The sequence below is a fragment of the Pseudomonas sp. Pme6b genome, from assembly GCF_058129925.1.
The window spans coordinates 5900001-5924133 of record NZ_CM176704.1 but is presented as its reverse complement, the minus strand read 5'-3'; the positions used below and the strand labels follow the sequence as shown (position 1 = coordinate 5924133).

Here is a 24133-nt window from a genome sequence, read left to right as displayed (position 1 = left end):
CGCAGACCTGTGACGCGGAGCGTCACCCAAGGCATTCCCACGCTGGAGCGTGAGGAACGATAGGCGTTCGGGAGAGCACCTATCGTGCCCATGCTCCGCGTGGGTATGCAGTTCTGGACGCTCTGCGTCCGCTTTGAGTATGCGGCGCGGCGCAGACCTGTGACGCGGAGCGTCACCCAAGGCATTCCCACGCTGGTGAACTGCCCCCAAGAAGTTGGACACCAATCCGACCTCACGGGGGTGTTCAAATGGGTAAGTATTCAGAGCAGTTCAAGCTCACTGTCGTCAAAGCGTATCTTGAAGACAACATGGGCTTTCGTATGGTAGCCCGCCAGTTCTCGATCGATTTCAGCCTGCTTCGACGCTGGGTCGCTAACTACAAGAGTCATGGTCACACCGGCCATCGCAAGCCTGGTCTTCGATACAGCGAAGCTTTCAAGCGCTCAGTGCTTGAGCACAGGCGTGAACACAAGCTATCGCTCCGTCAGGCCGCTGCGCATTTTGGTATCGGGGATCCCGGCCAAATAGTCATTTGGGAAAAGCGGCATTACAGTAGCGGTACAGCCCCGTATGTTCCTGCCAGAAGAAAGCCTGTCGCCATGCCAAAGAAGCCTTATCCCGCCAAACCAGTAACCGCCGACGATACGCAGAAGACGCGCGACCAGTTGATGAGCGAGCTTGAATATCTGCGCATGGAGAACGCTTACCTAAAAAAGTTGGAAGAGCTGAAGGAGCAGAAACGACGGCAACCGAAAAAGCCCTGAGCATCAAGCAACTGAGGGGCCGGTTCCCGCTTTGCGCTCTGCTGAGGCTGGCGGGCTTGGCACGCAGCACGTTTTACTATCAGGTTCAGGTGCAATCCAGACCCGATCCCTATGCTGCTTTGAAACAGTTAGTCGAAAGCATTTACCACGAGGAGAAAGGCCTTTATGGCGCTCGGCGTATCACGGCGGTCATTCGCACTGCAGGTATTTTGGTCAACAAGAAGGTTGTAGAACGACTGATGGCAGAACTGGGCCTGCGATCAGTGGTGCGCCCCAAAAAATACCGCTCCTATAAGGGCGTAATCGGAACCATTGCGCCGAATTTGCTGGAGCGCAATTTCAGCGCGCAACGCCCGAACCAGAAGTGGGTGACCGATGTGACTGAGTTCAAGGTAGGCAATCGAAAGCTGTATCTCTCACCCGTGATGGACTTGTACAACGGTGAAATCGTGGCGTATGAAGTGTCGACAAGGCCGAGCTTTGAGCTGGTCACCAGCATGCTGGACAAGGCGCTTCAGCAGTTGCAGGACGAGCCGAAGCTTGTGATGCACTCGGACCAGGGCTGGCAGTATCAACACGCGCAGTATCGCCATAAGCTATCGGTACGAGGCGTCAAACAAAGCATGTCCCGTAAGGGCAACTGCCTGGACAATGCGGCAATGGAAAGCTTTTTCGGTACACTGAAATCCGAGTTTTTCTACCTGAAACAGTTTGAAAGCATCGATGAGTTGAAAGCAGGTCTGGATGAGTACATCCACTACTACAACCATGACCGCATCAAGCTGAAGCTCAACGGCCAAAGCCCCGTAAAATACAGGGCTCAGGCGGCAAGCTAAAACCGTCCAACTTTTGGGGGGCAGTTCACCAGCGTGGGAATGCCTTGGGTAACGCTCCGCGTCACAGGTCTGCGCCGCGCCGCATACTCAAAGCGGACGCGGAGCGCCCTGAACGGCATACCCACGCGGAGCATGGGCACGATAGGTGCTCTCCCGAACGCCTATCGTTCCTCACGCTCTGGTATGCCCCCCGAAGGTTGGACAATTATCCACTTACGCTGCCTTGGCGGCCTGCATCCTGAATTCCACAGGACTCAGGCCGTTAAGCTTCAGTTTTATGCGTGAGTGATTGTAATACTCAATGTACTCTTCGATACCCGCTTGAAGCTCATCCAGATCGTTAAATTTGTTCAGGTAGAAAAATTCGGATTTCAGCGTGCTAAAAAAGCTCTCTATAGCCGCGTTGTCATAGCAGTTACCCTTGCGCGACATGCTGGCTGTGATCGAATTCTCATGGAGCAGTCGCTGGTAAATAGGCATCCGATATTGCCAGCCCTGGTCAGAATGCAAAATCGGCTTTTCATCCGGTCCAAGCCGCGTGAATGCTCCGTCAAGCATTTCGTCGACCATGGAGTACAGCGGGCGCCTGGCAATCGCATAGGAAATGATTTCGCCGTTGTACAAATCCATGATCGGCGACAGATAGAGTTTCTGGCCTCCTACTTTGAATTCGGTCACGTCGGTGGCCCATTTCTGGTTAAGGTATTGCGCTTTGAAATCACGCTTTAGCAGGTTAGGCGCGGCCTTACCTGTTTCGCCTTTGTAGAAACGGTATTTCTTCACGCGTATCAGGCTCTTCAGGCCTAGCTGCCCCATTAGTTTCTGCACCGTCTTGTGGTTCACAAGATGGCCCGCCCTGCGCAAGACTGCCGTGATGCGACGATAGCCATACCGGCCCTTATGCTCGTAGAACGTTGCCTGAATCAGGTCCTTCAGCCCTGCGTATTTGTCGTCTGCCAGCAGTACCTTTTGTTGATAGTAAAAAGTGCTGCGTGCCAGACCGGCAAACTTCAGCAGGCCGTCCAGAGAATGCAAAGGCCTCAGTTCTATTACGATTTGCGCTTTTTCTGCTGCGCTATTCGTTGCTTCTTCTGAACCAAGGCATCGAGCTTTTTTAGATAATCGACCTCCATCCGCAGTTGCTTCACCTCGGCAAGCAACTCGTCACGCGAACGCGATTCATCGTCGACTGGAGCGGAATTCACAGGGGGAAGGGTCGTCGTCATCTTTCTTGGGCGTCCAGCTTTCTCAGGGGGCTTTGAGGAGGCGTTAAGCGCACCTTCGTCAAAAAGGCGCTGCCATAGATTGATGATGCCGAACTGACGGATATCGAACAAGGCCGCTGTCTGGCGCAGTGATAATCGCTCATCATGCATGCGCTTCAAAACAGCTAGCTTGAACTCGTCACTGTAACGCTGCCGCTTTTTCTCTTTAAGAGCCGCTGGGCCGTGGATCTGATAAGCCGCGACCCACTGACGAAGACAGGAAAAGTCCACATCGTGGCGATGCGCAACATCCCTCAACCCTGCCTTGCCGGCACAATATTCTTTCACGGCTGCGAGTTTTGCCTGCACTGTATATTTACCCATGACGCCTCCAAAGGTTGCGTCCAACCTTCGGGGGTCATACCACTCCGCGTGGGTATGCAGTTCTGGACGCTCTGCGTCCGCTTTTGAGTATGCGGCGCGGCGCAGATTTGTGACGCGGAGCGTCGCCCACGGCATTCCCACGCTGGAGCGTGAGGAACGATAGGCGTCCGGTAGAACACCTTGCGTCCGCTCTTGAACGGGTAGACCTGATCGGGTCAGTCCAGCTTCAGCACCTTGGCGAGTACGATTTTCGGGCCTTTCATCTTCTTGATGATGATGCGCAGGCCTTCGACTTCCATTTGCTCTTCTTCTTCCGGCACGCGCTTGAGTGTGTCGTAGATCAGACCGGCCAGTGTCTCGGCTTCGATGTGGTCCAGATCGATGCCCAGCAGGCGCTCGATCTTGAACAATGGTGTATCGCCCCGTACCAGCAGTTTGCCCGGCTGATACGCGAGAATGCCGCGCTCCACCTTGCGATGTTCGTCCTGGATGTCGCCCACCAGCACTTCAAGCACGTCCTCCATGGTCAGGTAGCCGACGATCTTGCCGTCGGCTTCCTCGACCACGGCAAAGTGCGCGCCGCCCTTGCGGAACTGCTCCAGCAGCTGCGAAAGCGGCATATGTCGCGAAACACGCTCCAGCGGGCGGGTCAGTTCAGCCAGGTTGAACGACTCCGGGATGTGGTCCAGCGCCGCCAGTTCCAGCAGCAGGTCCTTGATGTGCAGCAGGCCGACAAACTCGCCACGTTCAGCGTCATACAGCGGATAACGGCTGAATTTGTGGCGGCGGAACAAGGCGAGGATTTCCTTGAGCGGCGCATTGAAGTCCAGCGACACCATGTCTTCGCGGGAGTTGGCCCAGTCGACCACTTCCAGCTCGCCCATTTCGACAGCAGACGCCAGCACGCGCATGCCCTGATCGCTGGGGTCCTGGCCACGGCTGGAGTGCAGAATCAGCTTCAGCTCATCGCGGCTGTAGCTGTGTTCGTGATGCGGACCGGGTTCACCCTGGCCTGCAATGCGCAAAATGGCGTTGGCGCTGGCGTTGAGCAGGTAGATCGCCGGGTACATCAACCAATAGAAGAAGTACAACGGAGCCGCTGTCCACAGCGACAGCAGTTCCGGTTTGCGGATCGCCCAGGATTTGGGGGCCAGCTCGCCGATGACAATGTGCAGGTAGGAAATGATGAAGAACGCAGTGAAAAACGACACGCCCTTGATCAGCTCCGGAGTATCGACGCCCAGCGCTGCGAGTAACGGCTCCAGCAGATGCGCGAACGCCGGTTCACCGACCCAGCCCAGGCCCAGGGAGGCGAGGGTGATACCCAGCTGGCAGGCTGAAAGGTAGGCATCCAGCTGGCCGTGTACCTTGCGCAGAATGTGCCCGCGCCAGCCGTTCTTGTCGGCAATGGCTTCAACCTTGGTCGAGCGCAGTTTGACCATGGCGAATTCTGCCGCAACGAAAAAGCCGTTGAGCAGGACCAGGAACAAAGCAAAAAGAATCATGCCGAAATCGGCGAAGAGTGAAGACAGGTTGAAACTAGGGGAAGGGTCCATGATGGGGTTTTGCAGGGTCCGTATTAACAGAAGAGGGTAATGTCACGCCAGAGAAGACGCTATGAGCCCGGCAATGTAGCGGCTCAAGGCGCGATTGCCTAGTAGTCTGAATCGTCGTGTACGGGTTTGGACAGTTGGCCGCTGGCAAAGTGACAGGTAAAAACACTGCCCTTGCCGGGAACACTGTTGATTTCAAGGTTGCCGCGATGGCGCAGCAGCACATGTTTGACGATGGCCAGACCGAGCCCTGTACCACCGGTATTCGACGCTCGGCTGGTATCGACCCGGTAGAAACGTTCAGTCAGGCGCGGCAGGTGTTTGGTCTCGATGCCGATCCCCGAATCCTGCACGCTCAGGTGCGCGCCCCGCTCGTCGGCCCACCAGCGGATACGGATGACGCCTTCTGCCGGGGTGTACTTGACGGCATTGAAAATCAGGTTGGAAAACGCGCTGCGCAGCTCGCTTTCGCTGCCCTTGAGGCGCATATCGCTTTCCAGGCTCAGGTGGATCTGCTGGTTCTTGCTGCCCGACAACGCATTGGCATCGGCGGTGATGGTTTTGAGCAAGGTACTGACCATTACCGGATGATTGTCCGATGGGTAATCGGTAGCCTCGAGCTTGGCCAGCAGCAGCAAGTCGTTGAGCAGCGTCTGCATGCGCCCGCCTTGCTGATGCATCTGTTGCAGCGCCCGCACCCAGCGCGGATTGACCTCGTCCACGTTATCGAGCAGGGTTTCCAGATAACCGAATATCACCGTCAGTGGCGTGCGCAACTCATGAGACACGTTGGCGACGAAGTCTTTGCGCATCTGCTCCAGCTGGTGGATGCGCGTCACATCGCGCACCAGCATCAGGTGCTCATTGTTGCCGTAACGGGTAATCAACAACTGAATGCGCAAGCGATCATTGGTCGGTGAGGGAATCTCCAGCGGCTCGCTGTAGTCGCCCAGCGCAAAGTACTCTTTGAAGCGCGGATGCCGGACCAGGTTGGTCACGGGCTGACCACTGTCCTGCGGCGTCTTTAAACCCAGCAGGGTTTCAGCGGCACGGTTCCACCACTCCAGGTTGCCGTCGCTGTCGAGCATGATTACGGCATCGCGCAGGGCGGCGGTGGATTCCTGTACCCGGTCGATGACCGCCTGGAGGCGTCCGCGGACACGCTGATCACGGCGTTGCAGGTGATAGATGCTGTCGAACACTTCGCCCCACAGACCATAACCGTCCGGAGGCGGCTCGTCAGCCTTGTGACTGCTCAGCCAGTCATGCAGGCGCAGCAGTTGTTTGAGGGTCCAGGCCAGATACAGGCCCAGTCCGGTGGCCAGGCTCCAGCCATACTGTCCACTGATCAGGCCGGCCAACAGGCAGGCGGTGACCAGCAACAACATGTGGCGTATCAAGGTGCCGTGCCAATTTTGATTCAATTAAGGGTAAATCCTTGTCTGGTCACTGCCCTGCGTCGACGCAACGCCTGTCAGCTCTTTGTCGAGAAGCGATAGCCAGTGCCGCGCACGGTTTGTACCAGATTTTCATACGCATCGCCCAAGGCCTTGCGCAGGCGGCGGATGTGCACATCAACCGTACGCTCTTCGACGTAGACGTTGCCGCCCCAGACCTGATCCAGCAACTGGCCACGGGTGTAGGCGCGCTCCTGGTGGGTCATGAAAAATTGCAGCAGACGGTATTCGGTGGGGCCCATTTCAGCCGGTTTGCCGTCGATGGTGACGCGGTGGCTGATCGGGTCGAGCAGCAGACCGCCGACTTCGATAGGTGCTTCGCCATCAGTCGGGCCGGCACGACGCAGCACGGCCTTGAGACGTGCCACCAGCTCGCGGGGCGAGAAGGGCTTGGTGATGTAATCGTCAGCGCCGACTTCCAGGCCCTGGATCTTGTTGTCCTCTTCACCCTTTGCAGTGAGCATGATGATCGGGATGTCCCCGGTCAGTTCATCACGTTTAAGGCGACGGGCCAGTTCGATGCCGGATGTGCCAGGCAGCATCCAGTCGAGCAGAATCAGGTCAGGTTTGCGGTCGACGATAATCGCATGGGCCTGCTGAGAGTTTTCGGCTTCAATACAGTCGTATCCAGCCATTTCCAACGCAACGGCGATCATTTCACGAATAGGCGCTTCGTCGTCAACGATCAGGATGCTCCTGCCAGCCATGCTCGAACCTCTTGTCATTTAACTGTCTTGGGGCGCATTAGATAACGGAATTATTGCAGTCGTGTGACAGGTGTGGTTTAGGCTAGCACGCCGACAGGTTTCGGGAGGTCGGCGGGCCTCGCGATCCTGCGTTTATTTCAGTCGAAAAGAGGCTGGCGGTGGCTGTTTTCAGCGCACCGCATAGTCGGCGACGATACCCAAAAATATCGCCAGCCCGGCCCAGTGGTTGTGCAAAAAAGCCTTGAAGCAGGCGTCCCGCTCGCGCTGTCGGGTGCTCCAGAACTCCCAGGCAAAGCATCCTGCTGCTGCCAGCAGGCCTATGTAGAAGCACGCACCCAATTCAAAACGCGCGCCGGCCAGCATAAGGCAACCCAGCGCCAGACCTTGCAGGGTCAGGATGATCACCCGGTCGGCATCGCCGAACAGTACGGCAGTGGATTTCACGCCGATTTTCAGGTCATCGTCACGATCGACCATTGCGTAATAGGTGTCGTAGCCCACGGTCCATAGCAGGTTGGCGATGTACAGCAGCCAGGCCGCAGCTGGCAGGTCGCCGGTTTCTGCAGTAAATGCCATCGGCATGCCCCACGAAAACGCAGCACCCAGCACCACTTGCGGGTAATAGGTGTAGCGCTTCATGAATGGATAGCAGGCAGCCAGCGCCAGACCGCCGAACGACAGCCAGATGGTTGTCGCATTAGTAAACAGCACCAGCACAAAGCTCAGGCCGACCAGCACCGCAAACAGCGCCAGCGCTTCCCGTGAGCTGACTTTGCCACTGACCAGAGGACGCTGCTCGGTGCGTTTGACGTGGCCATCCACCTTGCGGTCGGCGAAGTCATTGATCACGCAGCCTGCCGCGCGCATCAGAAATACGCCGACCATGAAGATGAACACTGTCTTCAGCGACGGAGAGCCCTTGCCCGCAATCCAGACCGCCCACAGGGTTGGCCACAGCAGCAGGTAAATGCCTATGGGCTTGTCGATACGTGTCAGCTGGATAAAGTCCCAGGCGCGGGGGCTAAGACGATTGAGGGATTTGAGAAGGGACAGGTACATCAGACAGGGTCCTTGTCATGGATCGTATTGCACAGAGCGGGCAGGAACACTTCGGCGACCAGCACGCTCAACGCACCACGACTGAATCGCGAGCGGCGTGCCCATAGTCCGCGAGCTGCAACAGCGTCAGGCAGCCAGGCTTCAGGGTAATGACACACTTCAAGGGTTCCGCGCGCGAACGCAGGGTCGCTGAACAGCAACTCACCCAGCGAGCGAGTGCCCAGCTCATCCATATTCAGGCCACCGTCCTGCAAAGCGCTGCGGGCGGCTACACTGCGAGCGAATACCCAGTTGCTGTCATTACCGCACAAGTACACCTCGCGCACCCAGCCTTCGCTGGCAAGTGGCAGGCCCAGCGCCAGACACTCATCACGGCGCAAAGCCTGCCAGCCTTCGAATTGCGGAAATACGCTGAAACCACCGTCAGACAAACGGTCCAGCCGGCGTGTGAGGGAGTCCTGATTGAACAACCAGTCGAGCATTATTGGTTCGGGCGCATCGATCAATTGCTCGCGCTTGAGCCAGATCGGGCTAATGAATGCGGGGGATTGCTGGGTCACGGTAAGCCAGTTCCGGCAGCCAACGAGGCCGCGAGCTTAGCATGATTGCAGGCCCCGACCGACCGCCGGTAGTACGTCAGGTTATAGAATCAGACTTGCATCCGGGCCTGCCGATCAGTACAACGCCCGTTCAGACGGCAATCGACCGTCACACGCTATTTAGCCTGATAAACGAGAGAACCGAACATGAAGAAGTGGCAATGCATCGTCTGTGGCCTGATCTATAACGAAGCCGACGGCTGGCCGGATGACGGGATTGCGCCTGGTACGCTCTGGCAGGATGTGCCGGAAGACTGGCTGTGCCCGGATTGCGGTGTGGGCAAAATGGACTTTGAGATGATCGAAATCGGCTGATAGCAGCCAGCAGAAAAATAATGAATAGGGAAGAACAATGAGCGCACCTGTGGTCATCATCGGCACCGGCCTTGCGGGTTACAACCTCGCCCGAGAGTTTCGCAAACTGGACGCAGACACGCCGCTGCTATTGATCACGGCCGATGATGGCCGGTCCTATTCCAAACCGATGCTTTCCACCGGCTTTGGCAAAAACAAGGAAGCCGACGGGTTGAGCATGGCCGAGCCTGGCGCGATGGCTGATCAGCTCAAGGCTGAAGTCCGCACGCATACGCGGATCAGCGGGATCGACCCGGGTCACAAGCGTCTGTGGATCGGTGAAGAAGCGGTTCACTACCGCGATCTGGTGCTGGCCTGGGGGGCTGAAACCATCCGCGTACCGGTGGAAGGTGATGCAGGCGATGCGATTTTCCCGATCAACGACCTTCAGGACTACGCCCGTTTTCGAGCGGCTGCGGCGGGAAAGCGTCGGGTTCTGATTCTCGGCGCAGGGCTCATTGGCTGTGAATTCGCCAACGACCTGATTCTGGGCGGCTATGAAGTGGATCTGGTGGCGCCGTGCGAGCAGGTCATGCCAACCCTGTTACCACCTGCCGCTGCGGCTGCGGTAAAGACCGGCCTTGAAAGCCTGGGTGCGCGTTTCCACCTGGGCCCGGTGCTGACCCGCCTGAATCGCAGTGGTGACGGCCTGCAAGCACATTTGTCGGACGGGCAGGTGATTGACTGCGACCTGGTGGTTTCGGCCATTGGTCTGCGCCCACGTATTGATCTGGCCGCTGCCGCGGGCTTGCAGACGGGGCGCGGTATTCTGGTGGATCGCCAGTTGCAGACCTCCCACGCCAACATCCACGCGCTGGGTGATTGCGCTGAAGTCGATGGCCTCAACCTGCTCTATGTCATGCCGTTGATGAGCTGCGCTCGGGCGTTGGCCCAGACGCTGGCCGGAACGCCAACGGCCGTAAAATATGGCCCCATGCCGATCACAGTAAAGACGCCAGCCTGCCCGCTGGTGGTTTCGCCGCCACCGCGTGGCACCGACGGCCGCTGGAGTATCGAAGGGCAGGGGGCTGATATCAAGGCGCTGTGTCATGACGCAGATGGCAACCTGCTGGGCTATGCGCTGACCGGTGCGGCAGTTATGGAAAAACTCGCACTGAACAAGGTTTTGCCTGCGTTATTGGCATAATTTCGCGTCATTTTGTCGGATAGGCCACGTATTTTTGCCAATAAACCCCGCCTGCGCACTGGCGCGGGCTGGTTCGGCATGCCATCCTCGGTCTTGTCTGCCGCTACGTAGAGCCGTCGCGGCGCCTTGTTGCCGTTTTTTACAAAGCGGCGCGGGACATAAAAACAAAAAACCGTAAAAGAGGCTTCATATGCGTAAACCAGAAGTTGCAGCCGCCATTGCTGAAAAGGCGGATCTCACCAAAGAACAATCCAATCGTGTTCTCAATGCCATCCTTGAAGAGATTACTGGCGCACTGCACCGTAAGGACAGTGTCACGCTGGTAGGCTTCGGTACTTTTCTGCAACGCCATCGCGGTGCCCGGACTGGCAAGAACCCACAGACCGGGGAGCCGGTTAAAATCAAGGCAAGCAACACAGTGGCCTTCAAACCGGGGAAAGCCCTGAAAGACAGCGTCAACCCTTGACACCCTGTTGTGCGCCTCGGCGGGAGGCGGGCAACTCACAGGCGGGCACACCACTCAGACTGGTTGCCCGCTTTTTGTTTGTGTCGTTTGTGCCGCCGATCACTCGTCGAAGCTCTTCGTGAGAATTGTCCTACTCAATTTCGTATGAATGCCTTCTCAAACCCCGGCTTTGCCTGACTTTTTCTTATTGCTGATTCCCTTAGAGTCCCGCCCCTGCTGCACCCCTTCAATTACTCTTGGGAAATCTCGAATGAAAAAGCTATGGAAGTTTGCTGCGGTTGCAACTCTGATCGCCGCTACCAGCGGCTGCGTGAGCTACAACGTCAGCCAGCCAAGCGCACCGCTGGAAGGCACGGTCAAAACCGACCTCAAGGCGGACGTCAAGGTAGGCGGTACCATCAGCGGCGAGTCCTCCACCAATGTGTTGTTCAATTTCCTGAGTTTCGGCGGCGATAACCAGTTCGCCGATGGCGTGACATACGGCGGTGCAAGCGGCGGTGGCGGTCTGGGTCTGGCGCTGCCTGATCCGGTATCGACCACCAAGGCTGCTGCGGCTTACAAGGCGGTCAAATCTTCCGGTGCCGATCTGATCGTCGCGCCGCGTTACGAAGTCAGCATCAAGGACTACTTCATCTTCAAGAAGGTCGATGTGAAGGTCACCGGCAGCAAAGGCAACATCAACAGTATTCGTTAATGCTGTCGTGATGCTGCTTCCCACGCGAAGCAGCATCCTTGCGTTCAACAAGTGTTTTGTACCGATCTCCCTCGAAATTCATCTTGTCCTACAGGTTTTGGGCCAATAAACCGCTACACTGCCACGCCGATCCTGATCACCGGATCCAGTGCGTACAGAGGCCGAGCATGAAGTTTCGTTTTCTATTGTGGATGCTGGGCCTGCTAATGGCCCGCGCCAGTCGTAACAACCCCGCGTTCCAGCAGCAGTTGGCTGGCAAGGACCTGACATTTCAGTTACAGACCGCAGATGGCAAAATCGCGCGTCACTTCGTGGTGCACGATCAGCGCATTCGCAGTGCCAGCGGTGTGGTTGCAGAGCCAGCCTTTGCCATCTCGTTTCGCGATGCAGCCTTTGGTTTTGACACACTCCAGGCGAAGAACAAGCAACTGGCGTTCATGAAGGGCATTCAGGACAAGGATATTCAGATCAAGGGCAACCCGGCCCTGGTGATCTGGTTCCAGGGCCTGGTCAAATACCTCAAGCCGAAAAAGAAAGCTGCCTGATCACGGCAGTTGCAGCCCGCCTGCCGCCTTATGCAGCGCCCGAAGGTGCTCGGACACCTGTTTGAGGTTGGCTTCGTTGGCTGCAATTTCCTTGGCGCGTTCAGGCTCCAGCAGGGCGCGCACTTCCTTGTCGAGATCGCCGGTCAGACGCTTGAGTTGTTTCTGGCGTTGACTGCTTTCTGCTTCAAGCCGCTGCCATTCCCCCGCCTGTGGCAAACCGTACCCGCCGCTGCCGAGCAGCTCGGCTGGCCGGCTGAGAAAGCCGCTGCTGGCGAGGATCTCTTGTAGCGTTTTGGTGGCATTGGAGACCTTGCCGTCTTTCACTTCGCGTGCACCGAGATAGCTCTGCTTCACTTCGTCCTGGGCCAATAGCAGTTGCCTGCGCAGGCTGGCCTGCTCCAGCAGCAGAATCGCAGCACTGGTACGCAGATCGGCCTTAGCGAACCACTGACTGCGCTCACTGGCTGGCAGGGCCATCCATTCTTCCACGGTGTTCTGCTTGATCGGCAGGTGCTTCTTCAAAACCTCGAACATGGCTTGATAGCGGTCACGGTAGGAATCGAACCGGTAGCCCAGACGCAATGCTTCTCTGGGGTCGTCCAGCACACTGGTATCGGCCAGCCCGCGGCCTTTGAGGACTTCAAGCAGGCCGTTGGGCAAAATGCTGTCCAGGCCGACGAGCTTGGGATTGTGCGTACCGGCGCGCAGCAACTTGAGGTTTTCAACGGCGCAGTTGTTCGAGAGGAAGTAGTAATTGCCGTCGTAGCTCCAGTGCATCTCGGCAGCGTGCTGAACCAGCCCTTCGATTTCCGGACGCGACAGCTTGATTGGCACGGAGGCCAGGCTGCGCAGTTCGGTCTTGGTGTATTCATCGATGACCTGCGCCAGCGGCAAGACGAACAGCCGTGACGGGTAGGCACCCATCAGGCCATCCCAGCTCGATAGCTGTACATCGCCGACGAATGCCCGATAAGACAGCACCAGATGCTGGTCAAGGTCCAGGCGGCAGTCCGGCCCACGAGGACGACCAGGTTTGCAGATCACCAGGCGCAACATGCTGTGGCCCCAGCGGCTCGCCCAGTTCTGATTCGCCTCGGCGAGCAGATAATCCACCGCGTAGACCCGCTCGGGGTCCAGCTTGCCCAGCGGCTCACGGCCGAAGTCGCTGCCGGCATTCAGGTAAGGGTAGTACGTGGGGCATTTATCCCGTGCTGCGGGTGCCCAGCCAAAGCGCTCTTTGTAATACGTATACAGCGCCGGGCGACGACAGGCGTAGGCCGGGTCGAGGAGGAAATACTCCATGTTCACGGCCACGAATTCCAGCGGGCTGGTGGTTTCGTAGATGTCCGGGCTGCGGGCGACCTGGCCGTTATGTTCCTCGCGTTCACCGCGGCGTCCGACGTATTGCTGCCAGCCCGCCAGATCCAGCAGGCGAGGGTCATCACTCAGGGTAAAGCGTCGCTCGGTCTGACCTCGGCAATTGTCGGGCAGGCCGATCTTGCCGAGTGAGCTGTTGCGTGATCCGCAGCGGAAGATAGCCGAGCGCTCGGCAGGCGACCACAGGCGAGCGCGGTCGTAGACGTGGGTCAGCTCATGCAGGACGGTGGCGAGCAACTCCTGGCGCACCGTTCCGTGTGGACGGCCTGTCTGGGCGGTGGCTGCCGAACCGTCGGTCAACGAGGCCAGCAAGTGGCTGTTGAGATATAACTGATAAGGGCCGGCTGCCTGACCGTAGGCGTTTTGCGGCATGTCGCTGGACCAGCTTACCTCGACGGTTCGGTCCAGTGCTTCGACGAAGCTGGGCGGCAGCGCGTGCATGGCTTCGTCGAGCAGCGTCTGGCTGGCTTGCTGTTGCGGCGCATCGAGGCCGTCCGTGTGCAGTTCCAGCTTCAGGCTGGCAAAGGCATGCGTCCCGACCAGCGACAGCGCGCCAGCAAGCAGCCAGGCGCGAAATCGCCTCACAATGCGAGGATTGCTTCAGCCAGGGTCTGATCGCTTGCGCCGCGTGCTTCTGGTACGCGAGTGCGCAGTGTATCGAAGGCAGCATCCAGCTGGGCACCGTGGATGTCACCGCCGCTGGCAACGTAACTGGCGGCGTCGTCCTTGGCCTGGAGCACGACTTTGGAGTCGCGAATCGATGTAGTGGTGTCCGAGGTGAAATCAATGGTACGGCCAAACGCGCGAACGATGATGTTGCTCGTGGCTACAACGGTCTGAGCCTGGGCAAAATCGGCCAGCAATAGCAGGCCAAGGGAAGCAGCAATCAGCGGGGTACGCATGTAGTGACGTCTCCAGTTACGCAAAGAGGGGAAAGTGGCTATTGGACGAGGATTGCCTGCGCCAGTTCAAGGTCGCTGGCACGAAGTTTTGCATCTGCCTGACGCAGGGCGTGCAGCGCGGCCTCAAGCCGGGCACAGCGTATATCTCCGTCGCTGGCGATGAACGCAGCAGCGTCGTCTCTGGCAGCCATCATGAGCTTGTTATCGAAAGGTGCTGTTGTGACCTGACTGGTTGCATAGCCGGTCTTGACCAGACCCTGCGTGGTCGTATCGAACGCTTGAACCTGACTGATGCACATCAGGCTGGCAACGGGTGCGATAAACAGAAGGTGCAGTAAACGCATGACTTTCACGAACCGGCAAAACAGGTAGCAAGGCTAGCGCAATGCTCTGGCCAGAGCTACCCCGGCACATGGCCGGGGCACAACGGTCAGATGGCCAGAATGGCCTGAGCCAGTTGGCTGTCGGTCGCTTGCAGTTCAGGCAGAACCTGGCGGATGTGTTGCAGCGCACCTTCGAGGCGAGCGCTACGGATGTCGCCGGAGCTGGCCACGAAGCTGGCGGCATCGTCACGGGCGGCCAGAACGATCTTGTCATCTTTCAGAGAGGAGGAAATGTTGGACGTGGCACGTGTCGATGCATTGACTGCATCGACCACTGCATCAGTGGTCACAATAAAGCTGGAGGCGTTCGCACCTGCAGCAGCAGTCAACAGGAAGGCAGCGCCGAGGGTACGTAGCAGAGACATGATCGAGTTCCATTGTGGTCAAAAGGGCACAGGCTGCCTGCGAGGCCGAAGGGCCGAGGTAGAGCGTTAGACTATCCCACTGATAGCGCGCTTGTCATGGCAGTCGATGGCTGCAGCTTGCACAGTTTGCATTATTTGGTAACTGTACCTGACGTTTTTGATTTATCTGAAACTGTGCTGTTATTGGCAATCTGTTAAGTACCTGCCCGAAAACGACAAAACCCGTCTCGGTTGCCTGAGACGGGTCTTGTATGAAGCAATTCGGGTTGCTGGCGAGAGACTTTAAGGTCTGGGACCAGCGAGCGCTGATTCAGCGCCAGAACGGCTTGCTCAGCTCTTCGTAACGCTGGGATTCGCTGATACCGGCGTCAGCCAGCAGGCGTGCATCCAGACGAGCCAGTTGATGGCGGCTGGACAGGCGACGCTGCCAGAGCATCAGGTTGGCGAATACGCGCAGAGGCAAAGAAGCTTTTGCAGTGGTAACGGTGCTTTCGCTGAACAGATCGGAACTGATTGTACGTTCCATGGTGTGACTTCCTTCCGCTTGTGGCGGGATAAGTGAGTTGCTTGACTGGTGCCCATTTTCCTCGCACGCGTCCAGCTTCCATAGACACAGTTCACTTGTATTGTGAGGGTTCAGTTAACTGTGATTGGGCACTGTTTTGTTCATAAATGGGGCAACTGTACCGGTCGGCACCATATGAGTGCATTTTGTGGTCGATTATGGTGATTTTGGCGATTTGAGGCAGTTTTATGACCGGTACAGCAGTACAGTTTTTCAAGAAGCTGTTGAGTGCGAGGAGGAAGTGAGTCGGGGAAGGTCTCGTTCACTTCCAACTGTCCTGTTCAGCCCGGAAGCATGCGCCCGGTTTCTTCCAGGTTGATGTGCCAACTCAGTGCTTCGCGCAGGATGTGCGGGGTATGGCCGCCCAGCACGCAAGCGGCTTTGAAATAGGCGTTCAGTGCGTCGCGGTAATCCGGGTGTACGCAGTTGTCGATGATGACCCGCGCACGTTCGCGAGGGGCCAGGCCGCGCAGATCTGCCAGGCCCTGCTCTGTGACCAGAACGTCAACGTCATGCTCGGTGTGGTCGACATGGCTGACCATCGGCACAACGCTGGAAATCGCGCCGGCCTTGGCAATCGACTTGGTGACGAATATCGCCAGGTGCGCATTGCGCGAGAAATCCCCCGAGCCGCCAATGCCATTCATCATGCGCGTCCCGCACACGTGGGTAGAATTCACGTTGCCGTACAGGTCGAATTCCAGCGCAGTGTTGATGCCGATGATACCCAGGCGGCGGATCACCTCGGGGTGATTGGAGATCTCCTGGGGGCGCAATACCAGCCTGGACTTGTAGCGGTTGAAGTCGGCAAAGACTTCCGCGTGTTTGGCCGCCGACAACGTCATGGAGCTGCCTGAAGCAAAGGTCAGTTTGCCCGCGTCGAACAGATCGAATGTCGAGTCCTGCAGCACTTCGGAGTACATCGTCAGGTCCGTGAAGGGAGACGCCAGCAGGCCGTGCATCACGGCGTTGGCGATATTGCCGATACCCGCCTGTAGTGGCATCAGCTTGTCGGTAAGCCGGTCTTCGCGCACTTCCTTCTTGAAGAACTCCACCAGATGGTTGGCGATGGCCTGCGTGTCGGCGTCAGGTGGCGTGACGGTGGACGGTGAATCTGGCTGGTTGCTGATGACAATACCGACGATCTTCGCCGGATCTATCTTCACTGCATGACTACCGATGCGCGAGTCTGCTTCCAGCACCGGAATCGGCAGGCGCGTCGGCCGGTAGCTGGGTATATAGATGTCGTGCAGACCTTCCAGCTCCAGCGGCTGCGACAGGTTGATTTCCACGATCACCTGCTTGGCCAGAATCGCGAAGCTGGCCGAGTTGCCTACAGAGGTACTGAGCACCAGATGGCCTTCCTCAGTGATCGCAACGCATTCGATCACCGCCAGGTCCACCGCCTTGATCTGCCGATTGCGCAGCATCTCGACGGTATCGGACAAGTGCTGATCGATGAACATCACCGTGCCGTTGTTGATTGCCTTGCGCAGTGTGCTGTCGACCTGAAAGGGCATGCGCCGGGACAGCACGCCGGACTCGGTCAGTTGCTTGTCCAGGTCATTGCCCAGGCTGGCACCGGTCATCAGGCTGATTTTCAGCGGTGTCACTTTGGCGCGCTCGGCCAGCGCATGGGGCACGGCCTTGGCTTCGCCTGCACGGGTGAAGCCACTCATGCCGACGGTCATGCCGTCTTCAATCAAGGCGGCAGCGTCGGCTGCGCTCATAACCTTGCTCATCAGGGAGGGCAGGCGGATACGGTCACGGTACATGGATTCTGTCTCGTAGATAGAAGCGAGCGACAAGTCTAGAGCGTTGAACGAGGTTCGTCCTGCTACCAAGGTCGCATTTGAGGGCTCTAATTGGCGGCTTTCAGCGCAAAACACTGTTACGCAGAATGTAAAAAGCCCCGGTCGCCAAGCGAGCCGGGGCTTTAATGTGGCAGGGTCAGGCTAGGCGTTTTCGACGGCCTTCACCATGTCCTCGATCACCTTTTTGGCATCTCCGAATACCATCATGGTTTTATCCAGATAGAACAGTTCGTTATCCAGACCTGCGTAACCACTGGCCATCGAGCGTTTGTTGACGATGATGGTCTTGGCCTTGAACGCCTCCAGGATGGGCATCCCGGCGATAGGGGATTTCGGATCGTTCTTGGCGGCGGGGTTGACCACGTCGTTGGCACCGAGCACCAGCACCACATCGGCCTGACCGAACTCGGAGTTGATGTCGTCCATCTCGAACACCTGATCGTAAGGCACTTCGGCTTCGGCCAGCAGTACGTTCATGTGCCCCGGCATGCGCCCGGCCACCGGGTGAATGGCGTACTTCACCGTGACACCACGGTGCACCAGCTTCTCCGTCAGTTCCTTGAGTGCATGCTGCGCGCGCGCGACTGCCAGCCCGTAACCCGGCACGATGATCACGGTGTCGGCGTTGGTCAGCAGGAAGGTGGCATCGTCTGCCGAGCCGGATTTCACCGGGCGGGCTTCCTTGCTACCTGCCGGCCCTGCCGAATCCGTTGCGCCGCCGAAGCCACCGCCGATCACATTGAAGAACGAGCGGTTCATCGCCTTGCACATGATGTAGGACAGGATCGCGCCCGAAGAACCGACCAGCGAGCCCGCGATAATCAGCATCGAGTTGTTCAGCGAAAAGCCGATCCCGGCCGCTGCCCAGCCTGAATAGCTGTTGAGCATCGAGACCACCACCGGCATGTCTGCACCGCCAATCGGGATGATCAACAGCACACCGATCACGAACGCCAGCGCGAGCATGATCGCAAAGGCAGTAAGGCTACCGGTGAACATGAAGGTCAGACCAAAGAACAGTGTGGCCAGACCAAGCACCAGGTTGAGCTTGTGCTGTCCGGCAAACTGTACTGGAGCGCCTTGAAACAGCCGGAATTTGTACTTGCCCGACAGCTTGCCAAAGGCGATTACCGAGCCGGAAAAGGTGATCGCGCCGATGGCCGCTCCGAGGAACAGCTCAAGACGATTACCCGCGGGGATGGCATCGCCCAGATGACCAACGATGCCCAGTGACTGAGGCTCTACTACGGCCGCGATGGCGATGAATACCGCTGCCAGGCCGATCATGCTGTGCATGAACGCGACCAGCTCAGGCATTTTGGTCATTTCAACGCGCTTGGCCATGATCGAGCCAGCGGTCCCGCCCACCAGCAGGCCGACCACAATGTAGCCAATGCCCGCACTGGTACCTTCAGCGGTAGACAGCGCAGCCAGTTTGAACACCAGCCCGATTGTCGTGATGACCGCCAGACCCATACCGAGCATGCCGAACAGATTGCCGCGGCGTGAGGTGGTGGGGTGTGACAAGCCTTTGAGTGCCTGGATAAAGCAGATCGACGCGATCAGATACAGCAGGGTGACCAGATTCATGCTCATGACTTCGGCGCCTCATCCTTTGCCTTGGGGGCCTTTTTCCTGAACATCTCCAGCATCCGCCGAGTGACCAGAAAGCCGCCAAACACATTCACCGCTGCCAGTGCGACAGCCAGCGTGCCCATGGTTTTGCCCAGCGGCGTCACCGTGAGTGCGGCGGCGAGCATGGCGCCAACGATGACGATGGCCGAGATAGCATTGGTGACGGCCATGAGCGGCGTATGCAGTGCGGGCGTGACGTTCCAGACCACGTGGTAGCCGACATAGATTGCCAGTACGAAAATGATCAGGTTGTAGACGCCGGGGGAAATCAGCTCTTCCATTGGTGTGTCCTCAGCCGTTCTTGCGTACGACTTGCCCGTCGCGGCACATCAGGCATGCGGCGACGATGTCGTCTTCGAGGTTGATCGAGAATGTGCCGTCCTTGTCGAACAGCAGCTTCATGAAGTCCAGCAGGTTGCGGGCATAGAGTGCAGAAGCATCGGCTGCGACCAGCGCTGGCAAATTGGTGTGGCCGACGATGGTCACTCCGTGCTCGACGACGACTTGATCTGCCACAGTCAGCGGGCAATTGCCGCCTTGTGCAGCGGCCAGGTCGATTACTACCGAACCGGGCTTCATCTGCGCCACGGTTTTGGCGCTGAGCAGCACCGGTGCCTTGCGGCCGGGGATCAGGGCGGTAGTAATGACGATGTCCGCCAACCTGGCCCGCTCGTGAACGGCTGCGGCCTGGCGTTGCATCCAGCTGGCAGGCATCGGGCGGGCGTAACCGCCAACGCCTTCGGCGCATTCGCGCTCTTCGTCGGTCTCGTAGGGCACATCAATGAACTTGGCACCCAGCGACTCGATCTGCTCCTTCACTGCCGGACGCACATCCGAGGCCTCAACCACGGCACCCAGCCGTTTGGCGGTGGCAATGGCCTGCAGACCGGCAACGCCAGCGCCCAGGATCAGCACCCGTGCGGCTTTGACAGTGCCGGCAGCGGTCATCAGCATGGGCATGAAGCGCGGGTAGTGGTGTGCGGCAAGCAGCACGGCCTTATAGCCCGCGATATTGGCCTGCGAAGACAGCACATCAAGGCTCTGCGCGCGGGAAGTGCGCGGTGCGGCTTCCAGGGCGAACGCGGTGATGCCCTGTGCGGCCATCTTGCCGATGAGTTCATTGTTGAAGGGGTTGAGCATGCCGATGACCACCGAGCCGCTCTTGATCAGGCTCAGCTCATTGTCGTCGGGCGCTACAACCTTGAGGATCAACTCGCCCGCAAACGCTTCGTTCGCGCTCCCAATCACAGCGCCTGCAGCTTCGTAAGCGCTGTCCGGAACGCTGGCCTGAATGCCTGCGCCGCTCTGCACGGTAATCCTGTGCCCTTGGCTGATCAGCTTTTTGATGGTTTCCGGGGTAGCAGCTACCCGGGTTTCGCCCGATTGCGTTTCGAGAGGAACACCAATGTGCACGACAAATCTCCTGCGCGATTTTTTATCGTTCGTATGTAGGCCAGTGCACTACGGCTGGTGCATCTGGCATGGCCAGGCAGCACGCCCCTTTGCAGCAGGGGCGGGGCATTTTGCAGGCGAAGTTTGCGGGCTTCAATACATTCTGTAACGAAACTATAGATGAACTACAAGTCACACTGTGACCTATTGTCGCAGTAATTGGATGCAGGCCATTGCTTGTATGGGTTTTGGCGCTATTCCGTACAAAAAAGGTGATTAATATTTTTTTGCTCGAAAATCTCGCATTCAAGCCAAAATAGGACAAAAGACCCTGTAACTATTAGGGGGTAAGTCCTTTTTTTGCGGCGAGCGAGAAGTTGTTTTAACGCGACATAAGGTTACATCTGTAGGTGTTTTCTTTCATTGACTACCTGAAATTCTGCTCAGATCTGCTCTTGGGGCAGCTGGTAATTCCGGGCCTGAGCGACCAGCCAGTCGCGAAATGCGCTGAGTGACGCCGATTCCACTTTGCGCTCGGGAATAATCAGGTGGTAGGCCTTGCTGCCGGACAGCGAACAGGCGTTGGCGATCACCAGGCGCTTTTCATGCAGTTCGCGCTGAATAAGGAAGGGCGGGATCAGTGCCACACCCATGTCGTGCATGGCTGCCTGCGCAAGCATCGAAAACAGCTCGTAGCGAGGGCCGGTCATATCGCGGGCCACATCCATGCCCTGCGCGTTGAACCATTGGCGCCACGCATAGGGGCGCGTGGTTTGTTGAAGCAATGGCAGCTCGGCGAGCTCGCTTGCTTGCAGATGGTCTCGCCCGTTCAGGAACGAGGGGCTGCAGACCGGCATGGAGTTTTCACCCATCAGCCGATGCGACTGGGTGCCGGACCAGTCGGCGTCGCCGAAATAGATAGCAGCATCGAAGTCGGTGTCAGCAAACAGAAAAGGGCGCGTGCGGTTGGTCAGGTGAACCGTGACATCAGGGTGCTTGTGCTGGAAGTCCTTAAGGCGTGGCAACAGCCATTGAGTGCCGAACGTCGGCACCACGGCGAGCTCGATGGCGTTGGCGCCTTGTTGGCCCATGACCGACAGGGTGTCGCGCTCGACTGCGTCCAGTTGCTGGGCCACGCGGCGGCTGTAGGAAAGGCCTGCCTCCGTGAGCTTCACACCCCGTCGAGAGCGCCGGAACAGCTCAACGCCGAGAAACTCCTCAAGTCCGCCAATCTGTCGGCACACCGCGCCTTGTGTCAGGGACAGCTCGTGAGCGGCTTTGGTAAAGCTTTCGTGTCGGGCAGCTGCTTCGAAACTGACCAGTGCAGTGGTGCTGGGTATTTTGCGTCTCATATCCTTTCTTCTCACTGGTCTTTTTGTTATGCGGGCCTGATGCGGCTCTTGGAGTGAGAAATTAGCACAAGAGGTTGATAAAACCTCGTTTGTCGCCGGATGACACCAGGACTAGGATCGGTACAGGATTTTTCAGCTGAACGTGAGGAACATGCATGAGCGGTAAAGCAAGTTTTAACTGGATCGACCCATTGCTGCTGGATCAACAGCTCACTGAAGAAGAACGCATGGTTCGCGACACTGCCGAGCAGTTCGCCCAGAGCAAGCTGGCCCCGCGCGTGCTTGAAGCCTTCCGTCACGAGAAAACCGACCCGGCCATCTTTCGCGAGATGGGCGAAGTGGGGTTGCTGGGTGCAACGATTCCGGAAGCGTTTGGCGGCAGTGGCTTGAATTACGTCTGTTATGGGCTGATCGCCCGTGAAGTCGAGCGTATCGATTCAGGCTATCGATCAATGATGAGTGTGCAGTCCTCGCTGGTCATGGTGCCAATCAATGAATTCGGTACGCAGGCCCAGAAAGAGAAGTACCTGCCTAAACTGGCCTCGGGCGAATGGATTGGCTGCTTCGGCCTGACCGAGCCCAACCATGGTTCAGACCCAGGGGCGATGATCACTCGTGCCCGGAGTGTCGAGGGTGGTTATCGCCTGAGCGGCAGCAAGATGTGGATTACCAACAGCCCGATCGCGGATGTGTTTGTGGTGTGGGCCAAGGACGATGCCGGCGATATCCGCGGTTTCGTTCTCGAAAAGGGCTGGGCAGGTCTGAGCGCCCCGGCTATTCATGGCAAGGTCGGTCTGCGTGCGTCGATCACGGGCGAGATCGTCATGGATAACGTGTTCGTGCCTGAAGAAAACATCTTCCCGAACGTGCGCGGTCTGAAAGGTCCGTTCACCTGTCTCAATTCTGCGCGCTACGGTATTTCCTGGGGCGCGCTGGGTGCGGCGGAGTTCTGCTGGCACACCGCGCGGCAATACACCCTCGACCGTCAACAGTTTGGGCGTCCGCTGGCGGCCAATCAGCTGATCCAGAAAAAGCTGGCGGACATGCAGACTGAAATCACTCTGGCGCTGCAAGGCTGCCTGCGTTTGGGACGCATGAAAGACGAAGGTACGGCTGCCGTAGAGATTACCTCGATCATGAAGCGCAATTCCTGCGGCAAGTCGCTGGATATCGCGCGCATGGCTCGCGACATGCTGGGCGGTAACGGTATCTCGGACGAGTTCGGCATCGCCAGGCATCTGGTCAATCTGGAAGTAGTGAATACCTATGAAGGTACGCACGATGTGCACGCGTTGATTCTAGGGCGTGCGCAGACCGGCATTCAGGCCTTCTATTAAGGAGGGCTGATCATGGGGGCGCTTTCACATATCCGGGTGCTCGACTTGTCCAGGGTCCTGGCCGGGCCTTGGGCCGGGCAGATCCTTGCTGACCTGGGGGCTGACGTCATCAAGGTCGAGCGACCAGGATGTGGCGATGACACTCGTTCGTGGGGTCCGCCATTTCTTCAGGACGCGGCCGGGCAGAACACCACCGAGGCTGCTTACTACCTGTCGGCCAATCGCAACAAGCAGTCAATCACCATCGACTTCACGCGGCCGGAAGGGCAGAAGCTGGTACGGGAGCTGGCGGCGAAGTCGGATATTGTCATCGAGAACTTCAAGGTTGGCGGGTTGGCGTCTTATGGTCTGGATTACGAATCGCTCAAGGCTGTTAATCCACGTCTGATCTATTGCTCCATTACCGGTTTCGGTCAGAGCGGGCCGTATGCGACGCGTCCGGGTTACGATTTCATGATCCAGGCACTTGGCGGCCTGATGAGCCTAACCGGTCTGCCGGACGGTGAGGAGGGCGCGGGCCCGGCGAAAGTTGGCGTTGCGCTGACCGACATCCTGACAGGTCTGTATTCGACAACGGCCATTCTCGCCGCCCTTGCTCATCGCGATCAAAGCAATACAGGGCAATACATTGATATGGCGCTGCTCGATGTGCAGGTGGCGTGTCTGGCTAATCAGGCCATGAACTACCTGACCACGGGCGTTGCGCCCAGGCGCTTGGGCAATGCTCATCCCAATATAGTGCCGTATCAGGCTTTTCCTACAGCCGATGGCGACCTGATCCTGACTGTGGGGAATGACAGCCAGTTCAGAAGGTTTGCCGAAGTGGCGGGGCAGCCACAGTGGGCTGATGATTCGCGCTTTCTGACCAACAAGCTGCGCGTGGCTCATCGTACCGAACTGATTCCATTGATTCGTCAGGCTACGGTGTTCAAGACCACTGCTCAGTGGGTTGACGAGCTTGAGGCGGCTGGCGTGCCGTGCGGCCCGGTCAATGATCTTGCTCAAGTATTTGCGGATCCGCAGGTTATGGCGCGGGGGCTTGCTATAGAGATGCCGCACGCGTTGGGCGGGCGCGTTCCGCAGGTCGCCAGCCCGATCAGGCTATCGGAAACGCCAGTCGAATATAGAAGGGCGCCTCCTTTGTTGGGCGAGCACACGGCGCAAGTGCTTCAAGAGCTATTAGGGCTTGAGGGTGAAGAGGTTGCAGCGCTGCGCAAGTCAGGAGTCGTGTAGCTATATAG

At 57.9% G+C, this 24133-nt stretch carries 24 protein-coding genes; 8 read left to right on the top strand and 16 right to left on the bottom strand.

Features of this window, described 5'->3' with window-relative positions; translation table 11 throughout:
* Positions 1 to 248 precede the first annotated feature (248 nt).
* A protein-coding gene (locus AC4ANE_RS26990) for an IS3 family transposase (RefSeq protein WP_095077641.1) occupies positions 249 to 1600 on the top strand; the annotation gives its coding sequence in 2 pieces (ribosomal slippage) (positions 249 to 708 and positions 708 to 1600; 1353 coding nt in all).
* A gap of 213 nt (positions 1601 to 1813) precedes the next feature.
* Here AC4ANE_RS26990 and AC4ANE_RS26985 read toward each other — a convergent pair.
* The 6 genes from AC4ANE_RS26985 to AC4ANE_RS26960 form a co-directional block, all read right to left on the bottom strand.
* A protein-coding gene (locus AC4ANE_RS26985) for an IS3 family transposase (RefSeq protein WP_095178871.1) occupies positions 1814 to 3189 on the bottom strand; the annotation gives its coding sequence in 2 pieces (ribosomal slippage) (positions 1814 to 2718 and positions 2718 to 3189; 1377 coding nt in all).
* 215 nt (positions 3190 to 3404) lie between these two features.
* On the bottom strand, positions 3405 to 4745 hold the full coding sequence (locus tag AC4ANE_RS26980) for a hemolysin family protein (RefSeq protein ID WP_002555884.1): 1341 nt from the start codon (positions 4743 to 4745) through the stop codon (positions 3405 to 3407).
* A 98-nt stretch (positions 4746 to 4843) separates the two neighbouring features.
* On the bottom strand, positions 4844 to 6166 hold the full coding sequence (gene phoR / locus AC4ANE_RS26975) for a phosphate regulon sensor histidine kinase PhoR (RefSeq protein ID WP_002555883.1): 1323 nt from the start codon (positions 6164 to 6166) through the stop codon (positions 4844 to 4846).
* A 50-nt stretch (positions 6167 to 6216) separates the two neighbouring features.
* Positions 6217 to 6906, bottom strand: a complete 690-nt coding sequence (phoB, locus tag AC4ANE_RS26970) for a phosphate regulon transcriptional regulator PhoB (protein WP_002555882.1) — start codon at positions 6904 to 6906, stop codon at positions 6217 to 6219.
* 168 nt (positions 6907 to 7074) lie between these two features.
* A complete protein-coding gene (gene ubiA, locus AC4ANE_RS26965) occupies positions 7075 to 7965 on the bottom strand; it encodes a 4-hydroxybenzoate octaprenyltransferase (RefSeq protein WP_002555881.1) in 891 nt (296 codons plus the stop codon).
* On the bottom strand, positions 7965 to 8525 hold the full coding sequence (locus AC4ANE_RS26960; protein WP_002555880.1) for a chorismate--pyruvate lyase family protein: 561 nt from the start codon (positions 8523 to 8525) through the stop codon (positions 7965 to 7967). The genes ubiA and AC4ANE_RS26960 overlap by 1 nt, the downstream gene beginning before the upstream one ends.
* 186 nt (positions 8526 to 8711) lie before the next feature.
* Here AC4ANE_RS26960 and AC4ANE_RS26955 point away from each other — a divergent pair, with 186 nt between their 5' ends.
* The 5 genes from AC4ANE_RS26955 (at position 8712) to AC4ANE_RS26935 (ending at position 11770) form a co-directional block, all read left to right on the top strand.
* A complete protein-coding gene (locus AC4ANE_RS26955; RefSeq protein ID WP_002555879.1) occupies positions 8712 to 8879 on the top strand; it encodes a rubredoxin in 168 nt (55 codons plus the stop codon).
* Between the two features lie 37 nt (positions 8880 to 8916).
* Positions 8917 to 10065, top strand: coding sequence for an NAD(P)/FAD-dependent oxidoreductase (locus AC4ANE_RS26950; protein WP_002555878.1), 1149 nt, complete (start codon positions 8917 to 8919; stop codon positions 10063 to 10065).
* A 190-nt stretch (positions 10066 to 10255) separates the two neighbouring features.
* Complete coding sequence (locus AC4ANE_RS26945) at positions 10256 to 10531, top strand: HU family DNA-binding protein (protein WP_002555877.1); 276 nt, start codon at positions 10256 to 10258, stop codon at positions 10529 to 10531.
* 250 nt (positions 10532 to 10781) lie between these two features.
* Complete coding sequence (locus tag AC4ANE_RS26940; protein WP_002555876.1) at positions 10782 to 11225, top strand: hypothetical protein; 444 nt, start codon at positions 10782 to 10784, stop codon at positions 11223 to 11225.
* Between the two features lie 167 nt (positions 11226 to 11392).
* Positions 11393 to 11770 carry an SCP2 sterol-binding domain-containing protein gene (locus tag AC4ANE_RS26935; protein ID WP_002555875.1) on the top strand — a complete coding sequence of 126 codons (378 nt, stop codon included), beginning with the start codon at positions 11393 to 11395 and terminating at the stop codon, positions 11768 to 11770.
* On the opposite strand, the gene AC4ANE_RS26930 is transcribed toward AC4ANE_RS26935, so the two are convergent.
* The 10 genes from AC4ANE_RS26930 to AC4ANE_RS26885 form a co-directional block, all read right to left on the bottom strand.
* A complete protein-coding gene (locus AC4ANE_RS26930) occupies positions 11771 to 13732 on the bottom strand; it encodes a DUF7844 domain-containing protein (protein WP_002555874.1) in 1962 nt (653 codons plus the stop codon).
* A complete protein-coding gene (locus AC4ANE_RS26925) occupies positions 13729 to 14049 on the bottom strand; it encodes a DUF2388 domain-containing protein (protein ID WP_002555873.1) in 321 nt (106 codons plus the stop codon). Before AC4ANE_RS26925 ends, AC4ANE_RS26930 begins: the two co-directional genes overlap by 4 nt.
* 38 nt (positions 14050 to 14087) lie before the next feature.
* Positions 14088 to 14393, bottom strand: a complete 306-nt coding sequence (locus AC4ANE_RS26920; RefSeq protein ID WP_002555872.1) for a DUF2388 domain-containing protein — start codon at positions 14391 to 14393, stop codon at positions 14088 to 14090.
* A gap of 86 nt (positions 14394 to 14479) precedes the next feature.
* On the bottom strand, positions 14480 to 14797 hold the full coding sequence (locus AC4ANE_RS26915) for a DUF2388 domain-containing protein (RefSeq protein ID WP_002555871.1): 318 nt from the start codon (positions 14795 to 14797) through the stop codon (positions 14480 to 14482).
* Between the two features lie 310 nt (positions 14798 to 15107).
* Positions 15108 to 15323, bottom strand: coding sequence for a DUF1127 domain-containing protein (locus AC4ANE_RS26910; protein WP_002555870.1), 216 nt, complete (start codon positions 15321 to 15323; stop codon positions 15108 to 15110).
* A 320-nt stretch (positions 15324 to 15643) separates the two neighbouring features.
* On the bottom strand, positions 15644 to 17137 hold the full coding sequence (scpC, locus tag AC4ANE_RS26905) for a succinyl-CoA:acetate CoA-transferase ScpC (RefSeq protein WP_002555869.1): 1494 nt from the start codon (positions 17135 to 17137) through the stop codon (positions 15644 to 15646).
* Between the two features lie 180 nt (positions 17138 to 17317).
* Positions 17318 to 18772: an NAD(P)(+) transhydrogenase (Re/Si-specific) subunit beta gene (locus AC4ANE_RS26900; protein WP_002555868.1), complete on the bottom strand. Its 1455-nt coding sequence runs from the start codon at positions 18770 to 18772 to the stop codon at positions 17318 to 17320.
* A complete protein-coding gene (locus AC4ANE_RS26895; RefSeq protein WP_002555867.1) occupies positions 18769 to 19092 on the bottom strand; it encodes an NAD(P) transhydrogenase subunit alpha part 2 in 324 nt (107 codons plus the stop codon). Before AC4ANE_RS26895 ends, AC4ANE_RS26900 begins: the two co-directional genes overlap by 4 nt.
* Before the next feature lie 10 nt (positions 19093 to 19102).
* Entirely contained in the window at positions 19103 to 20224 is a 1122-nt protein-coding gene (locus tag AC4ANE_RS26890) for a Re/Si-specific NAD(P)(+) transhydrogenase subunit alpha (RefSeq protein ID WP_002555866.1), read from the bottom strand.
* 422 nt (positions 20225 to 20646) lie between these two features.
* A complete protein-coding gene (locus AC4ANE_RS26885) occupies positions 20647 to 21555 on the bottom strand; it encodes a LysR family transcriptional regulator (protein WP_002555865.1) in 909 nt (302 codons plus the stop codon).
* Between the two features lie 155 nt (positions 21556 to 21710).
* Between AC4ANE_RS26885 and AC4ANE_RS26880 the strand changes: the two genes are divergently transcribed.
* Entirely contained in the window at positions 21711 to 22892 is a 1182-nt protein-coding gene (locus AC4ANE_RS26880; protein ID WP_002555864.1) for an acyl-CoA dehydrogenase, read from the top strand.
* 9 nt (positions 22893 to 22901) lie between these two features.
* Entirely contained in the window at positions 22902 to 24125 is a 1224-nt protein-coding gene (locus AC4ANE_RS26875; RefSeq protein WP_170947399.1) for a CaiB/BaiF CoA transferase family protein, read from the top strand.
* The last annotated feature ends 8 nt before the right edge of the window (positions 24126 to 24133 follow it).

What these genes read in the sequence shown, in the direction of transcription:
- AC4ANE_RS26980 (WP_002555884.1), bottom strand. Translation starts at nt 4,745, where the DNA reads ATGGACCCTTCCCCTAGTTTCAACCTGTCTTCACTCTTCGCCGATTTC.
- phoB (WP_002555882.1), bottom strand. Translation starts at nt 6,906, where the DNA reads ATGGCTGGCAGGAGCATCCTGATCGTTGACGACGAAGCGCCTATTCGT.
- ubiA (WP_002555881.1), bottom strand. Translation starts at nt 7,965, where the DNA reads ATGTACCTGTCCCTTCTCAAATCCCTCAATCGTCTTAGCCCCCGCGCC.
- AC4ANE_RS26955 (WP_002555879.1), top strand. Translation starts at nt 8,712, where the DNA reads ATGAAGAAGTGGCAATGCATCGTCTGTGGCCTGATCTATAACGAAGCC.
- AC4ANE_RS26950 (WP_002555878.1), top strand. Translation starts at nt 8,917, where the DNA reads ATGAGCGCACCTGTGGTCATCATCGGCACCGGCCTTGCGGGTTACAAC.
- AC4ANE_RS26945 (WP_002555877.1), top strand. Translation starts at nt 10,256, where the DNA reads ATGCGTAAACCAGAAGTTGCAGCCGCCATTGCTGAAAAGGCGGATCTC.
- AC4ANE_RS26940 (WP_002555876.1), top strand. Translation starts at nt 10,782, where the DNA reads ATGAAAAAGCTATGGAAGTTTGCTGCGGTTGCAACTCTGATCGCCGCT.
- AC4ANE_RS26935 (WP_002555875.1), top strand. Translation starts at nt 11,393, where the DNA reads ATGAAGTTTCGTTTTCTATTGTGGATGCTGGGCCTGCTAATGGCCCGC.
- AC4ANE_RS26925 (WP_002555873.1), bottom strand. Translation starts at nt 14,049, where the DNA reads ATGCGTACCCCGCTGATTGCTGCTTCCCTTGGCCTGCTATTGCTGGCC.
- AC4ANE_RS26920 (WP_002555872.1), bottom strand. Translation starts at nt 14,393, where the DNA reads ATGCGTTTACTGCACCTTCTGTTTATCGCACCCGTTGCCAGCCTGATG.
- AC4ANE_RS26915 (WP_002555871.1), bottom strand. Translation starts at nt 14,797, where the DNA reads ATGTCTCTGCTACGTACCCTCGGCGCTGCCTTCCTGTTGACTGCTGCT.
- AC4ANE_RS26910 (WP_002555870.1), bottom strand. Translation starts at nt 15,323, where the DNA reads ATGGAACGTACAATCAGTTCCGATCTGTTCAGCGAAAGCACCGTTACC.
- scpC (WP_002555869.1), bottom strand. Translation starts at nt 17,137, where the DNA reads ATGTACCGTGACCGTATCCGCCTGCCCTCCCTGATGAGCAAGGTTATG.
- AC4ANE_RS26900 (WP_002555868.1), bottom strand. Translation starts at nt 18,772, where the DNA reads ATGAGCATGAATCTGGTCACCCTGCTGTATCTGATCGCGTCGATCTGC.
- AC4ANE_RS26895 (WP_002555867.1), bottom strand. Translation starts at nt 19,092, where the DNA reads ATGGAAGAGCTGATTTCCCCCGGCGTCTACAACCTGATCATTTTCGTA.
- AC4ANE_RS26885 (WP_002555865.1), bottom strand. Translation starts at nt 21,555, where the DNA reads ATGAGACGCAAAATACCCAGCACCACTGCACTGGTCAGTTTCGAAGCA.
- AC4ANE_RS26880 (WP_002555864.1), top strand. Translation starts at nt 21,711, where the DNA reads ATGAGCGGTAAAGCAAGTTTTAACTGGATCGACCCATTGCTGCTGGAT.